Source organism: Sphingobacterium sp. UME9 (assembly GCF_014170215.1).
GTDB lineage: Bacteria > Bacteroidota > Bacteroidia > Sphingobacteriales > Sphingobacteriaceae > Sphingobacterium > Sphingobacterium paramultivorum.
In genome coordinates this window covers 22,902-37,549 of record NZ_LZZP01000001.1, presented here as the reverse complement: position 1 = coordinate 37,549, position 14,648 = coordinate 22,902, and the positions used below count along the sequence as shown (strand labels likewise).

Annotated in this window: 11 protein-coding genes and 3 tRNA genes; 5 read left to right on the top strand and 9 right to left on the bottom strand. The window is 38.6% G+C overall.

Going from position 1 to position 14,648, the window contains the following annotated elements; translation table 11 throughout:
- The first annotated feature begins 12 nt into the window (after positions 1 to 12).
- Positions 13 to 993, top strand: a complete 981-nt coding sequence (locus A9970_RS00180) for a YpdA family putative bacillithiol disulfide reductase (RefSeq protein ID WP_182980909.1) — start codon at positions 13 to 15, stop codon at positions 991 to 993.
- Here the strand turns inward: A9970_RS00180 and A9970_RS00175 are convergent.
- The gene (locus tag A9970_RS00175) at positions 986 to 1,603 is read right to left on the bottom strand and encodes a TetR/AcrR family transcriptional regulator (RefSeq protein ID WP_153846124.1); all 618 of its coding nucleotides are present in this window, start codon (positions 1,601 to 1,603) and stop codon (positions 986 to 988) included. The two genes, A9970_RS00180 and A9970_RS00175, sit on opposite strands and share 8 nt — an antisense overlap.
- Positions 1,604 to 1,707: 104 nt before the next feature.
- Between A9970_RS00175 and murB the strand changes: the two genes are divergently transcribed.
- The 3 genes from murB (at position 1,708) to A9970_RS00160 (ending at position 3,773) form a co-directional block, all read left to right on the top strand.
- On the top strand, positions 1,708 to 2,724 hold the full coding sequence (murB, locus tag A9970_RS00170; protein ID WP_182980908.1) for a UDP-N-acetylmuramate dehydrogenase: 1,017 nt from the start codon (positions 1,708 to 1,710) through the stop codon (positions 2,722 to 2,724).
- A 262-nt stretch (positions 2,725 to 2,986) separates the two neighbouring features.
- Positions 2,987 to 3,496, top strand: coding sequence for an RNA polymerase sigma factor (locus tag A9970_RS00165; protein WP_159729059.1), 510 nt, complete (start codon positions 2,987 to 2,989; stop codon positions 3,494 to 3,496).
- Positions 3,497 to 3,527: 31 nt separating this feature from the next.
- Positions 3,528 to 3,773 (top strand): cytochrome b5 domain-containing protein, encoded by a 246-nt coding sequence (locus A9970_RS00160; protein WP_120334911.1) that lies wholly within the window; start codon positions 3,528 to 3,530, stop codon positions 3,771 to 3,773.
- On the opposite strand, the gene A9970_RS00155 is transcribed toward A9970_RS00160, so the two are convergent.
- The 5 genes from A9970_RS00155 to mgtE form a co-directional block, all read right to left on the bottom strand.
- Positions 3,774 to 4,688, bottom strand: coding sequence for a PfkB family carbohydrate kinase (locus A9970_RS00155; RefSeq protein ID WP_075991746.1), 915 nt, complete (start codon positions 4,686 to 4,688; stop codon positions 3,774 to 3,776).
- Positions 4,689 to 4,745: 57 nt separating this feature from the next.
- A tRNA-Asn gene (locus A9970_RS00150) sits at positions 4,746 to 4,819 on the bottom strand.
- An 88-nt stretch (positions 4,820 to 4,907) separates the two neighbouring features.
- Positions 4,908 to 4,981 (bottom strand) — tRNA-Asn (locus A9970_RS00145).
- Positions 4,982 to 5,031: 50 nt separating this feature from the next.
- Positions 5,032 to 5,105: transfer RNA gene (locus A9970_RS00140), tRNA-Asn, on the bottom strand.
- A gap of 246 nt (positions 5,106 to 5,351) precedes the next feature.
- Positions 5,352 to 6,728, bottom strand: a complete 1,377-nt coding sequence (gene mgtE, locus A9970_RS00135; RefSeq protein ID WP_075991745.1) for a magnesium transporter — start codon at positions 6,726 to 6,728, stop codon at positions 5,352 to 5,354.
- An 806-nt stretch (positions 6,729 to 7,534) separates the two neighbouring features.
- On the opposite strand from mgtE, the gene A9970_RS00130 reads away from it, so the two are divergent.
- Positions 7,535 to 10,222, top strand: coding sequence for a hypothetical protein (locus A9970_RS00130; RefSeq protein ID WP_259655298.1), 2,688 nt, complete (start codon positions 7,535 to 7,537; stop codon positions 10,220 to 10,222).
- Here A9970_RS00130 and A9970_RS00125 read toward each other — a convergent pair.
- The 3 genes from A9970_RS00125 to sppA form a co-directional block, all read right to left on the bottom strand.
- Entirely contained in the window at positions 10,219 to 11,073 is an 855-nt protein-coding gene (locus A9970_RS00125; protein WP_153846119.1) for an endonuclease/exonuclease/phosphatase family protein, read from the bottom strand. The genes A9970_RS00130 and A9970_RS00125 overlap by 4 nt on opposite strands.
- A gap of 180 nt (positions 11,074 to 11,253) precedes the next feature.
- Positions 11,254 to 12,444 (bottom strand): phosphoglycerate kinase, encoded by a 1,191-nt coding sequence (locus A9970_RS00120; protein WP_153846118.1) that lies wholly within the window; start codon positions 12,442 to 12,444, stop codon positions 11,254 to 11,256.
- Positions 12,445 to 12,660: 216 nt separating this feature from the next.
- The gene (gene sppA, locus A9970_RS00115; RefSeq protein WP_159729065.1) at positions 12,661 to 14,427 is read right to left on the bottom strand and encodes a signal peptide peptidase SppA; all 1,767 of its coding nucleotides are present in this window, start codon (positions 14,425 to 14,427) and stop codon (positions 12,661 to 12,663) included.
- Between the last annotated feature and the right edge of the window lie 221 nt (positions 14,428 to 14,648).

Sequence of the window (14,648 nt, the reverse complement as noted above, 5' to 3'; positions counted from 1 at the left end):
GACATTTATACCATGAGCGATACGATAACACGGTACGACCTGATTATAGTTGGCGGCGGGCCAATTGGCTTAGCTTGCGCCTTAGAAGCCAAAGAAGCAAATTTAAACTATCTTATTCTTGAAAAAGGCTGTTTAGTCAACTCACTGTATAATTACCCCCAAAATATGACCTTCTTCTCTTCCTCCGAAAGATTAGAAATAGGTGATATTCCCTTTGTCACAACCAACCCCAAACCAAAACGCATGGAGGCTTTGGAATATTACCGACGTATACAGCAAAAGTTCGCTCTGGATACCCATCTTTTTGAAGAAGTACTGGAAATTAAGAAAGAGGATACGGAGTTCCTGGTCAGTAGCAACAAAAGCGTGTACCTGACCAAGAAAGTCATCATTGCCACAGGTTTTTATGACATACCGATGTTGCTCAATATCCCTGGCGAAGAACTTCCCAAAGTTAGGCATTACTACGATGACCCACATTATTATAGCAGCCAGAAGGTGATCGTTGTCGGCGCCAGTAATTCATCCATTGATGCAGCGCTTGAAACCTACCGAAAAGGAGCGCAAGTTTCTTTGGTAATCCGTGGTAGCGAAATCAGCCGTCGCGTAAAATATTGGGTAAAACCTGATATTGAAAATCGAATTGCTGCTGGTGAAATCGATGTGTATTATAATAGCCACTTAACAGAAGTTACTCCGACTACTGCACATATCCAAACACCAGACGGTATCGTCGAACTCGATAATGATTTTGTACTGGCTTTAACCGGCTATCGCCCAAATTTTGATTTTTTAAAAAAGATTGGAATTGATATTCCCCAAGAGGCACCTTGCATTCCTAGCCATAATGAAGAAACAATGGAAACAAATATAGCCGGGATTTATTTGGCAGGTGTCGTTTGCGGTGGCTTAAATACCCACCTTTGGTTTATTGAAAATTCACGAATTCATGCCAAACAGATTATCGGACATATTCGCTCAACACTTACTTAACGACTTGAAAACGTAAACCATTTAAGAAGATTTTCATCATTTTCTTCTGTAAACTGAGAATATGATCGAATTCTTCTTTTGTTGGGAACAACATGTTTTTCATGTCCTTTAAAATGCCCATACGCATACCGAATAGTGAATACAGAAGAATTCGCGCAGTTTCATTGATATCTTCAACCTGTATCTCGCCGGCATCGATACCAATATTGAGAATCTTTTCAATAATTTCTACTTCACGTAGATAAGATTCTTTGAACACCTGCTCCAACTCATCAGGAAGCTCTTTCACCATCTTCATGGTGTATTCAAATAAATTATAATATTGATTGATAATCTTGACCCGCATGTCAATAGAATACATCATGATCTCCTCAAAGTCACCACCCTTAGCAATGACATCCTCGAGATCCTCGATCATTTTATCAATAACGTATTCGAAAACTGCAGAATATAAGCTATTCTTATCCGGAAAATAATAATACAGCAATGCTTTTGAGAAATTGAGATCTTTGGCTATTTCCGACATCGTTGTCTTAGCCATTCCAAAATGTGCAAAGCGCCTCGTCGCAGCTTCTAGAATTTTGATTCTTTTTACATCTGCATTACCCATTAAACTTATATTTTTTATCGTTAAATAAACGGTTTATACTATCTTTACCGATTATCATGCTAAAGATAGCTGATTTTTTTGAATTTCTGAAAACTAAAGTCAATATGAAGTTAAACATTCAATCGAATATATCTTTAAAAGCTTTCAATACGTTTGGAATTGAAGAAAAGACAAATTTTCTAATCGAAGTGAATGACAATGAAACATTGACCGAAATTTTTAAAAATGATATTTTTAAGGAGAACTTTTTTGTTCTTGGTGCCGGTAGCAATGTCCTTTTCACCAAAGCATTCGACGGCTACATTATTCGCATGACCAGTAAGGGCATACAGTCGAAAATTGATGGCGATGATGTTTATGTCACAGCGCAAGCTGGAGAAATCTGGAATGACTTCGTTTGGTATTGTATCGAACATAATTACGCTGGCATTGAAAACATGGCCCTAATTCCCGGTACTGTCGGGGCTTCACCTGTGCAAAACATCGGTGCCTATGGTACCGAGTTAATGTATGTCTTTCACGAATGTCAGGCTTTCGATACGCATACCGGCAACTTTGAAACATTCAAAAAAGAAGATTGCAATTTCTCCTACCGCGACAGCATCTTCAAAACAGCATACAAAGGACGGTTTATCATTACCCAGGTAACCTATAAGCTTAGCCGGACAGCTCATATCAACACAACTTATGGTGCAATAGAAGCCGAACTCGCTAAAGAAAATATAACGAACCCAAGTATTGCCGATATCGCAGCCATTGTCTCCAAAATCCGCGTAGAAAAGCTCCCTGACCCAAGTACAGTGGGAAATGCCGGAAGTTTCTTTAAGAACCCCGTAGTTACAGCATCGACTTTTGAGCCTCTTCAGAAAGAATATCCCACAATACCGCATTATCCAATGCCCAATAATGAAACAAAATTGGCTGCTGGATGGTTAATAGAACAATGCGGTTGGAAAGGAAAAGAATATGGACAAGCAGGTGTATGGAAAAATCAGGCACTTGTACTAATAAATAGACAAAACGCTACAGGGCAGGAAATTTACAATCTATCGGAACAAATTATAAGTGATGTAGCCAACAAATTTGGCATTAAGCTGGAGCGTGAAGTTAATTTACTGTAAAGATTTAAAAAAAGTAAAAATATTTTTTTTAAATCTGAAAGTAAAAGAAAAACAGGCTTCACTTTAGTAAAACATCACTTTGAGCTAATTTTATTTACTTAAAGTTAGTCTACGCAAACGTTTGCCCTGCTTAAAATAATCTTAAAATTATATTAACAAATCTAATTTTGCCATTTTTGGCGCATTATTTGCCTCATACTTAATGAACCGCATTTTATAAACGTACTGTTTTGTAAAAAGAACAGTTATAATTCATTAAGCTATGACAAAGAATGAATTTGACACAATGGTTATTGAGCAATCGGACTCATTAAAACTCTACGCCAGAAATTTTACCAGTGATTACGAAGATGCCAACGATCTCGTTCAGGACACTATCCTGAAAGCTGTGACCTATTTTAAAAATTTCAAAGAAGGAACCAATTTGAAAGGATGGCTTTACACCATCATGAAAAACACGTTTATTAATAACTATAGACGTATTGTGAAAACCAACTCTTTCATCACGAAAGACGAGGATATTTCTAACTCTAACCTGCTATTATCCGCCTCCTCAAATCAGGGCGAAAGCAAATTTGTCATGGAAGACATCCATGAAGCTTTATCTAGTCTTTCCGAAGAATATTACATCCCATTTTCACTGTACTTTGAAGGGTTTAAATACCACGAGATATCTGAGCATTTAAATATCCCCATCGGAACGGTAAAAACAAGAATACATGTCGCTAGAAAATTAATGAAAAGATCACTATCGGCATATAAAATAGCCTAGTTTTTCTATCTTCGCCTTTTTACAATTACGAATGGCAGAAGAATTATCGGAATACAGCAAAAGCCAATTGGCTTTACGTAATGGTCAGGACAAACCACAGATCTGGGTTGCATATCGCGGATTTATCTATGATGTCGGAGAAAGTAGACTGTGGAAAAACGGAATGCATTACGAACATTGGGCCGGACAAGATCTAACTGAGGAGCTCCAAGAAGCCCCTCATTCAGAATCTGTATTTTCAAAATTTCAGATCGTTGGAAAACTGAAAGATCAATGATTATAAATTAAACTGAGATAGGGCAACAAAAGCATTCAAACGCTTTTGTATGTCCTCTTCGGTAAGATCAACCAAACGATCTGTTCCAAATTTCTCTACACAGAATGAAGCTAGCGCAGAACCAAAAATCAACGCGTTCTTCATGTTTGTAAAGTTTATACTTTTTACTTTGGCAAGATAGCCAATAAAACCTCCAGCAAAGGAATCCCCCGCACCAGTTGGATCAAACACATCTGCTAATGGTAGAGCTGGAGCAGAAAAAATTTGATTCTCTCCAAAAAGAAGCGCACCATGTTCACCTTTTTTGATAATTAAATATTTAGGTCCCATTGCTAAAATGACTTTTGCAGCTTTAACCAGAGAATACTCTCCTGACAGTTGTCTTGCCTCTGAATCATTTATGGCTAACACATCAACCTTTAGAAGCACCTTTCTTAAGTCATCCATCGCAACATTCATCCAGTAGTTCATGGTGTCCAGAACAACCAGCTTAGGTTTGTGTACCAAACGCTCCAACGTTGTCAATTGTATTTGAGGTGTAAGATTACCCAAGAGAAGATACTCACAATCCTGGTAACTTTCAGGAATAATTGGATCAAAATCAGCTAATACATTTAAGTCTGTCGCCAGGGTATCACGGCTATTCATATCGTTATGATACCTGCCCGACCAGGAAAAAGTTTGCCCACCAGTAATCACCTGAACACCCGTAACATCTATACCACGGTTCCTGATAAGATCGAGATTGTCATTTCCAAAATCCTCCCCAACAACACTGACCAATTTGATTTGATCACATAGATATGATGCCGCCAAACTAGCAAATGTACCGGCACCACCTAGAATTTTGTCAGTTTTACCGAACGGTGTTTCTATTGTATCGAAAGCCACCGTACCAATAATTACTAAACTCATAGTTTTTTAATAAGCATGGTAAACAAAAAAACCGGCGTAAAGCCGGTTTCAATATTGCTCCTGAAGCTGGGCTCGAACCAGCGACCCTCTGATTAACAGTCAGATGCTCTAACCTGCTGAGCTATTCAGGAATTTATTTTTCGAGAAATTCCTTTCTCATAGAGTGTACAAAAGTAGTACATTTTAATATCATTTGCAAATAAAATATTTGCATTGTTGCTCCTGAAGCTGGGCTCGAACCAGCGACCCTCTGATTAACAGTCAGATGCTCTAACCGGCTGAGCTATTCAGGAATGAAAAATTGAATATTTTAAAAACCCCGGTTATGTAAGTTATTAAATTGCTCCTGAAGCTGGGCTCGAACCAGCGACCCTCTGATTAACAGTCAGATGCTCTAACCTGCTGAGCTATTCAGGAGTGTTTTTCAATTTTTCCGGAGACCCTATCGCGTTTCCGTGATGCAAGTATCGGAAGATTATTAGAATACTACAAATTTTTTGAGCACATTTTTTACAACTTCCTAAATTCCAATTAGAATAATTTATTTTTATTTTTCAAACAGCTACACAAAATCCCTTTTTCAGCACTTAAACCAACATTATCCTTCTTTTACCTTCAATAGCTATTAGCTGATCAGTGGGCAATATTGTAAATTCAGCACGATTAAAGCAGTACACCTTTCAAAATAAGCGTCGCCACACTAAAATAAATCAGCAAACCTGTAACATCGACTAATGTCGATACAAAGGGCGCTGAAGAACTCGCAGGGTCGGCCCCAAGCCGTTTCATCACAAAAGGCAACATAGACCCCGTCAACGATCCCCAGAGAACGACACCGACCAAGGATAAAGAGATAACCAAAGCAACCAACACCCAATACTCACCATAGCTATGCGCAAAAGACTGCCATGCCATAATCCTTATAAAACCCAGCGCTCCTAAAATAAGTCCCAGCAGTAAACCCGACAGAATTTCTCTTCGCATCACACGCCACCAGTCACCCAAGGTAACTTCCCCCAAGGCCATCGCCTGAATAATTAATGTTGACGCTTGCGAACCGCTGTTCCCACCACTGGATATAATAACAGGCATCAGCGCAAACAACATAATCGCACTTGCCATTTGCTCCTCGAAGTGCTCAATAACTGTAGCGGTCAAAAGTTGTCCCAAAAAAAGCACAATAAGCCAACCTGCTCTCTTCTTGACCAAGTTCTTAATCGACACATCCAGGTAAGGCTCATCCAAAGCCTCCGTTCCCCCGATACGCTGCATATCTTCCGTGTACTCCTCGTTTGCTACCCAAAGAATATCATCGACAGTCACAATCCCCAACATAACCCCCTGTTCGTCGACAACAGGCAAGGCCACTCGATTATTCATCCGGAAGATGTTGATCGCTTCCTCCTGGGGATCGTAAGCATTTAGCGAAATCAGACGATGATCAATCAGTTCGCCAACGACTCTATCTGGCTCCGCCATCAGCACATCTTTAATCCGAATATCATCAACCAGCTTCCCATTTCCATCAATCACATAGAGTACATCTATCGTCTCCGAATCTCTTCCATAACGTCTAATATGTCCCAATATCCGTTCAATACTCCAATGCTCTTTTACGGTAATATAATCAGGCGTCATTAGACGCCCAACGCTATCTTCTGGATAGCCCAACAAAGCCAATGCTTCAACACGATCTTTGGGTGGTAACAGTAAAATTAAATGCTTAATATCGTCCTTCATTTCTGAAAAAAAAGAAGTCCGATCATCGGGGGGTAACTCGTTAATTAGTGCGCTAATTTTCGCTTTAGAAAGCTTCTTAAAAATCCTATTTTGAGTAGGGAAATCCAGAATACGAAAAACGTTAACTGCGCGATTCAAATTTAATGATTCAATAAATAATGAACCATGCTCGGGCAACTCATCAATCAGCTCCTCTACTTCTGAAATATTTAATTCATTCAAAAATTCTTCCAGCCCAACAAGATCTCCACTTGCTATCAATTGCTCTATTTGATTCACCTGCATTTCCAGTTCTTCCATATCTCCTATCAATTTAAAAATCCTACATCTACACAAAATTTATATGTTACAAAAATCGCTTTTTTAAAGTAAATTCTGCATAAAAAAATAAATAATAAAAACCTGCTGTGTGTCGCAGTTATTGGGATAAATTCCCCACGCATCGTTTAATGCTTAAATTAAAAACAAGACATTTTGTCACCAATCAAAATTAAAGAGAAAACCGTTCTCACCAACAACTTCAACAGCTCTAGGCAAAAGTAAGACGATGAAATTTATCGTCTAATTACCGATCCATTTTTTTATTGAATAAAATAAATCGGGCGACACCCATCTCACCAAGAGACACCCGAAAGCAACAACCCATAGCCGTCAGATTTTTCCACAAAAAAAAGCAAACAAATTTTCCCGGCGCAGTCTTAGAATCGCCAATTATTTAAGTATATTCGTCGTATGCTTTAACCTGTTCAATTTAGCGCATTTTTTCAGAACAGCCCAATATTACCAGGTAATTTAAAAGAAAAAATAGCAAAAAAAAGTAATATACAAAAAAACATAAAAACCTATTATTCAAAGATAAAGCAATTTCAAAAAGAACTTAAAGTTCACATAAGTAACAATAATAAAACTAAAAAAAATAGCAAACACACGATATACAGAAATTAATGAGACATAAAAACATAATTATCAATACATTATCATTATTGTCATTAATAATATATTCACAAAAAAGTTCCGCTCAATTTTTTGAAGACAGCCAGGCCCCTTTAAGCCAAAAATGGTATAAGATTGAAACGAAGAATTTTCAACTTATTTTCCCCGAGGAAATGAAGAGCAAGGCCCCTACCCTAGCTGACCAGGTTAACCGATCGCTGCGTACAACTTCCAGAAATTACAAAATAACACCGCGGAAAATTCCATTCATTATCCATAACACGAATCTACAAACGAATGGTTTTGTACAGCTGTCTCCACGTAAATCTGAACTGTACAGCACCGCCGGAGCAGAGCCAGACAATCAGACCTGGCTCCCCAATTTGATCCTGCATGAGTCAAGACACGTAAGTCAATTTGACAAATTGACAGGAAAACTACGCGCCCCATTTTTTGAACAATTAGCCCTAGCCTACTATGGACTGACCGTCCCTTCTTGGTATTTCGAAGGAGATGCGACGCTAACTGAAACGATATATTCGGAGGGAGGAAGAGGAAGATTACCCGCTTTTGAAATGCCAATCAAAGCAAACTTTCAATCGAATCACAACTATAGTTTTAATAAATATTTACTGGGATCCTATAAAGATATTGTCCCGAGTTACTATACAATCGGCTATCTGATGACCTCCACTTTAAAATCAGAATTACCCTCGAATTATGAAGCCAACCTCTTTTCAGAGCTTAACAAAAAACCGCTATACCCCTATAATATCAATCGCGTTTTAAAGAAAAAAATAGGTGGAAATAGTGCCTATTTATACAACAAAACAATAGCAAATTTAGATGCCATATGGAATAAAAAAACAAGCGATTATCAATACCAGAAGTACACAGAAATAAACAAAAAAAACAACAATTATTACAACAGTAATTTATTGCCGAAACACAAGAATGGTCTGATCTATTTTATTAGACAGAATCCACAAAAGACCAATGCAATTTACACCTATGATGCGGCAACAAACACAGAAAATAGACTCGTCAAAACCGGCATACAGTTGACGCCACACTTTGACGTAAACAGCAATTATATCTTATGGGATGAGCTTCATAAAGATCCGCGTTTCAACAAGAGAACATACAGCGTCATCAATATCATGAATCTCAAAACAGGGAAAATTAACCAGCTCAGTAAACAGACGAGATATTATTCACCTATTTTTAGCCCACTAGACGAAACCATCGCCTGTGTTGAGGTAGATTTATCCAACGACAGCTATCTGACGCTTATAAGCCTTAAAAACAACAGTATCATCAAACGGATTAAAATAGGCAATGCCGAACAGCTCCAACACCCAGCTTTCAACTCCCAAGGAGATAAAATAATAGGTATACGATTGTCCCAATCTGGAACCGCATTGTGTGAAATTGACCTGAATAATAACAAAATCACCAACCTAACACCATGGGGTAACCAACAATATGAAAGACCGCAATACCTTTCAGGTATGAAAATCATCACAAAAGCTAACTTCAATGGTATCGATAACATTTACAGCATCGACCTCTTATCTGGCAAAAAACAGCTTTTGACAAAGGCACAGTTTGGCGCGTTCAACCCTTTTTACGACAAGGATACAAGACAATTATTCTTCAACGACTACCAGTACAATGGCTACAAGATTGCCCAAACACCCATAGATACAGCATTTGATATAGCTCCAGAAACGGATTATTTTTCCCATTATTACGCCACGGCATTGACCAGAGACAGCGTAAAAAATATCGCTTCAGTCTCAGTAGATACTAGTCAGCACTACCAAATTGTTCCCTATCGTGGACTGGGTAGAACCTTCAATTTTCATAGTCTTTCGCTAAGTAGCAGCAATTTTGAAAGCTTCGACAATTTTAAGCCCGGAGTCTTCTGGTTATCAAACAACATCTTAAACACCACACAAATTGCACTGGGATATGAATATGACACCGACATTCGAAAAGGAGTATACTCGGCAGAACTGACCTACAACAAGTACCTCCCAAAATTCTCACTACGTTATGAAAACAGAGGGCAAATCGCAGCAGCAAGCATCCCTAATAAACCAGACAGTAGCATCCGTTTCGACTGGCGCGAGCATTATATATCCTCACAGATCTCTATCCCACTCTCCTTTTACAGAAGAGACTACGTCTATTCCACTGGATTCAACCTGGCAACAGCCTATCTAAGACGCTATGATCTTAGCCGAACAGATGTCAAAAACTTTAATTACGAGACTGCATTTCCATTAACATACCAGCTTTACCTCAATCGCAATGCGCGTATGGCCAACATGGATCTCTACCCAAGATGGGGGCAAAATTTTAGCATCACCTATCGGCATACCCCATTCGAAAACAATGCAAAAGGTGAAATTCTATCGGCAAGAACAGTATTTTATCTACCTGGATTCATGAGCAATCACGGCTTTCAAATCAGACTGAGCGCTCAAACAGGATCAGGAATTTATCAATATATCAACGATATCCCTTTAGTGAGTGGATTTAGCTACTACAAATATGAAAAAATAAAAAACACGGTATTGGTCAACTATCGTTTCCCCATAGCTTATCCCGACCTTGGATTAGGATCCTTAGCTTATATTAAACGTGTAAAAGGAGGAATATTTGCCGATTATCAAAACATTCACAAACACAGGGAGATTTCACCAAAAAGTTTTGGAGCCTATCTCTCGCTTGATTTCAATGCTTTCAGATACCCACTTCCAGATTTCGAATTCGTCGTTAAAGGCACCTATATCAATGACAACACAACAACGCAACGCGTAGTTCCAACATTCAGTTTAAACTACACCTATTAAAGATGAATCGCCCAGTTAAAATTCAGTGCCAAAGCATAATGATCAGATAAGGGCAGCCCTTTAATATTGGTGAATAGGTTATTTTCTATATTATAATCCCGGGCAGTAAGACTTACATGACTGCTGCTCCGATAAAGAATCTTATCGATAGATTCGCTCTGATTGCCGATAGACAACATATGTGGAGGCTTAAACTCATGTCGCACCTCTGGCACTAAGCCTCCATTTTCGAGCTCAACCCAGCTATCAACCAATGTTGTGGAATCCATAAAATCATGCAGGTTATCATCACAAAAACTATAATGTGCATTAAAATCGCCCATTACAATAAGAGGCCTATCACTCGAATGCTCTCCGATATAATCACGTAGCTGATTGAGATTATCCCGACGTGCACTTGAAGCTTTCCTGCTATTTTGCGCATTCGCATGAACGTTATAAACATCCAACCGGACTTCAGGAACGATTTCTATCTGAACTAGGGTAAAGCCTTTCGGTGTTAGAAAATCTGCTCCCGTACGTTTCTTCCAAGGCACGCGAACAACATCGGTCATTGGAAAATGAGACAAGGTATTGAGACCATCACCAAAGGGAACGCGCCCTTTTGTTCTTGTGCGATATGGATGTAAATTCCCGCCCCAATATAAACTTCTATTATAATTGAAATCCTCCTGTACATTAACAATATCAAAAGGATTGATCTTCTTTCCAATTTCAGCAATACTTCTACTTCTGCCTGTAATCGCAGAAGAAATAATCCCGGGCAACCCCGCTACATTATACGTCAGTACCGAAAAAAAACCAGAATTACCTTTTTCTTTACTCTTATTAGCATCCATCAATATCTGCATATATAACCCATGTCATGATAAATTTAGCAAATACAATAAAAACTCACCAGTACTACACAAACATTTAACAGATAATTGATTTAATCTGACATTACATCAATAGTTTAGTACACAATACAGATCTTTTTTAATAAAAAAGGGACAACCTATTGTTGTCCCTTTCTAAAAATTTGATTTATATTAATCTTCAAGTGCCTTCACACCTGGAAGAACTCTTCCTTCCATGTATTCCAAAAGTGCACCACCACCTGTACTGACGTAACTTACATCTTCAGTCATACCAAATTTACTTACCGCAGCAGCAGAATCACCACCCCCTATTAAAGAGAATGCGCCATTCTTCGTTGCTTCAACAACAGCATCAGCTACAGCTTTGGTACCCTTCGCAAAAGTATCAAATTCAAAAACACCCATCGGACCATTCCAAAGAACCGTTTTAGAATTTTTGATGATCGCAGCGAAATTTGCTGCAGACTCCTGACCGATATCAAGACCTTGCAAATCTGCCGGAATTTGATCATTAGGCCCATCATATACATTAGCATCGTTTGAAAATGCATCTGCAATCTGAGCATCCGTAGGAATAACCAGGTTTACACCTTTTTCCTTCGCTTTTTTCACCAACTCATTCGCTAAATCAAGTTTATCGATTTCAACCAATGACTTACCAATTTCGCCCCCTCTAGCTTTGATGAACGTATAAGCCATACCTCCACCGATCAAAAGATTATCAACTTTATCCAATAAGGCCTCAATCAACTGAATTTTATCAGAAACTTTTGCCCCCCCCATAATAGCAGTAAAAGGTCTAACCGGATTGTTTAATACTTTTTCTGCATTTCCAACTTCTGCTGCCATCAAGTAACCGCTATATTTAGCTCCTGGAAAAAATTGCGCAACAATTGCTGTCGAAGCATGAGCCCTGTGCGCTGTGCCGAAAGCATCGTTTACATACACATCACCTAATTTGGACAACTTTTCTGCAAATCCAACATCTCCTTTTTCTTCTTCTTTATAGAAACGAAGGTTTTCAAGCAATAAAACCTGACCAGCCTGTAGCGCTGCAGCCTTTTCTACGGCCTCTGTGCCGATACAATCATTGGCAAACTGAACATCAGTACCTAAAACCTGTGAAAGATGAGCAACAATATGTTTTAATGAATACTTATCAGTAGGACCATCTTTTGGCCTTCCTAAATGGGACATCAATATCACGCTTCCACCATCACTCAAAATCTTCTTTATTGTTGGAGCCGCTCCCTGGATACGATTATCATCCGTAATATTGAAATTTTCATCCAAAGGCACGTTGAAATCCACGCGTACCAAGGCTTTTTTACCTGCAAAATTTAAATCGTCTACTGTTTTCATTATGTAACTTTATTGATTTGGGATTAGGTCGTTTTGTCAAACGAACAGCTAAATATAAAAAAAAGCATTTGCTTTCATTAGAAATAATTATTTATTAACAGCAATTCTTACCTTGCATAAATCTTCTCATGACACAAAGTAAGAATTGCCTACATCGTTATAAACCATAATAACCTAGAGTCATACAACGATTGAATTTTCTTTACGAGGCGATTACTAATGAATCTCAACGCTATAAGGCAATCTCGCCTGCACACCCGTCTGTGCAGTAGCTTTTCTCATGACATCAAAATAACGATAATATTCACCCATTTGTTCTTTTGCTACCCAAACTTGAACTTTTTCTTTTGAATTATTCAATATTGAGGTAAAAGGATCTTCTTTCTCTGGATACTGGGACACTTTATATTTACTCAAGTTTGCCTTTTTAGCGGCAGCCTGAATAGCCGCATCCAAGTTCCCCAGACGATCAACCAATTTATTATTCACTCCTTGTGCACCAGTCCAAACTCTTCCTTGTCCAATACTATCAACATCAGCAATGGATAATTTACGGCCGTCTGCAACAACTTTCGTAAATGTACCATATACTTTATTAACTTCTCGCTGGATGATGTCTCTTTCTTCGGCTGTCAACGGTCGATCAAAAGAAGTCATCAAATCGGCAAACTTACCCGTTTTTACACCATCGTAATGTACTCCAATCTTATTGTTCATCAGATTCTGGAAATTAGGAATCACGCCAAATACGCCAATTGATCCCGTAATCGTGGTTGGCTCAGCAAATATCGAATCGGCTGCCGCCGAGATATAATACCCTCCTGATGCAGCTAAATCTCCCATAGAAACGATGACAGGTTTAACTTTCTTGGTCAAGATAACCTCCCGCCAAATAATATCTGACGCTAAAGCAGATCCACCGGGTGAATTGACACGCAAAACAACAGCTTTAACCGCATCATCTTCTCTTAATTTTCGTAGTTCGCGGGAGAATTTATCACCGCCAATTTGGCCAGGTCCAGTTCCTTCACCGTCAACAATTTCTCCAGCAGCATAAAGAACCGCGACTTCAGATCCACTCGCATCGTCTTTTACCTTTTTATTATAATCCAGTAGGGAAACAAACGATATTTCATCTTTTTCCGAAATTTTCAAACGCTTTCTCAGATCTGACAAAAGTTCGTCTTTATACAGCTTGGCATCCGCAAGTTTATATTTTACCGCATCATCCGCATCCCGAACACGATAGTCATTCGCTATAGCCCGTAATGAATCGGCAGCAATATTTCTGCTCGCCGCTATTTCATTGATAAAAGTACCGTATATACTTCCCAAATATGATGTTACCTGCAAGCGATTGGGATCACTCATCTTATTCAAAAAGTAAGGTTCAACAGCACTTTTAAATGTACCCACCTTCACAATCTGCATCTCTACCCCAACCTTATCCAAGAGATCCTTATAGAACATCGTAGAACTTGCCAAACCTCTAAAATCAATCGTCCCTTGTGGATTAACATACACCTTATCAGCGGTGCTCGCTACATAATAGGCCTTTTGGTCATACCCGGCATTATAAGCAACAACAAATTTCCCAGTTTTCTTAAAGGCCAAAAGTTCGTCCCTTACTTCCTTTAAGCTCGCAAAACCAACACCGATATGACTAGCATCTAAATAGATCCCTTTAATATTCCCATCCGTAGCTGCATACTTAATCCTCGCCAAAATATCGTCTAGCCCAATATTTTTGGTAGAATAGCCTGGAAGATTGAGACTACCCAAAGGATTAGCTTCACTTCTCTCTGTAATATCATAATCAAAAGATAGGTATAAAACCGAGTTGCTTTTAACAACAATCTCCTGATCAGAGGACGCCGAGCTGATGATCGCCCCAATAATTCCCATCAAAACAATAAACAACACAACAAAAGAGATCACAATCCCCGTAATTGTTGCCAGTACGTACTTAAAAAATGATTTCATATTTTGTAATTAAATCCGATCCATAACCTATCTTCCAGTGGAAAGACTTATTTTCACTAAAGGTAACGCAATATTTTTTATTCACCCAGTCTTTTATTTCAACTACAACATATTTTTTTCCACGAAATTAGGGCTTCTGGCCGACAGAAATTCACTTTTTCACCTACAATTAATACCCGCATTTCTTCCCGTTAAAATCAACAAAAGCTTAATTTAGCATT

What these genes read in the sequence shown, in the direction of transcription:
- A9970_RS00180 (WP_182980909.1), top strand. Translation starts at nt 13, where the DNA reads ATGAGCGATACGATAACACGGTACGACCTGATTATAGTTGGCGGCGGG.
- A9970_RS00175 (WP_153846124.1), bottom strand. Translation starts at nt 1,603, where the DNA reads ATGGGTAATGCAGATGTAAAAAGAATCAAAATTCTAGAAGCTGCGACG.
- murB (WP_182980908.1), top strand. Translation starts at nt 1,708, where the DNA reads ATGAAGTTAAACATTCAATCGAATATATCTTTAAAAGCTTTCAATACG.
- A9970_RS00165 (WP_159729059.1), top strand. Translation starts at nt 2,987, where the DNA reads ATGACAAAGAATGAATTTGACACAATGGTTATTGAGCAATCGGACTCA.
- A9970_RS00160 (WP_120334911.1), top strand. Translation starts at nt 3,528, where the DNA reads ATGGCAGAAGAATTATCGGAATACAGCAAAAGCCAATTGGCTTTACGT.
- A9970_RS00155 (WP_075991746.1), bottom strand. Translation starts at nt 4,688, where the DNA reads ATGAGTTTAGTAATTATTGGTACGGTGGCTTTCGATACAATAGAAACA.
- mgtE (WP_075991745.1), bottom strand. Translation starts at nt 6,728, where the DNA reads ATGGAAGAACTGGAAATGCAGGTGAATCAAATAGAGCAATTGATAGCA.
- A9970_RS00130 (WP_259655298.1), top strand. Translation starts at nt 7,535, where the DNA reads ATGAAGAGCAAGGCCCCTACCCTAGCTGACCAGGTTAACCGATCGCTG.
- A9970_RS00125 (WP_153846119.1), bottom strand. Translation starts at nt 11,073, where the DNA reads ATGCAGATATTGATGGATGCTAATAAGAGTAAAGAAAAAGGTAATTCT.
- A9970_RS00120 (WP_153846118.1), bottom strand. Translation starts at nt 12,444, where the DNA reads ATGAAAACAGTAGACGATTTAAATTTTGCAGGTAAAAAAGCCTTGGTA.
- sppA (WP_159729065.1), bottom strand. Translation starts at nt 14,427, where the DNA reads ATGAAATCATTTTTTAAGTACGTACTGGCAACAATTACGGGGATTGTG.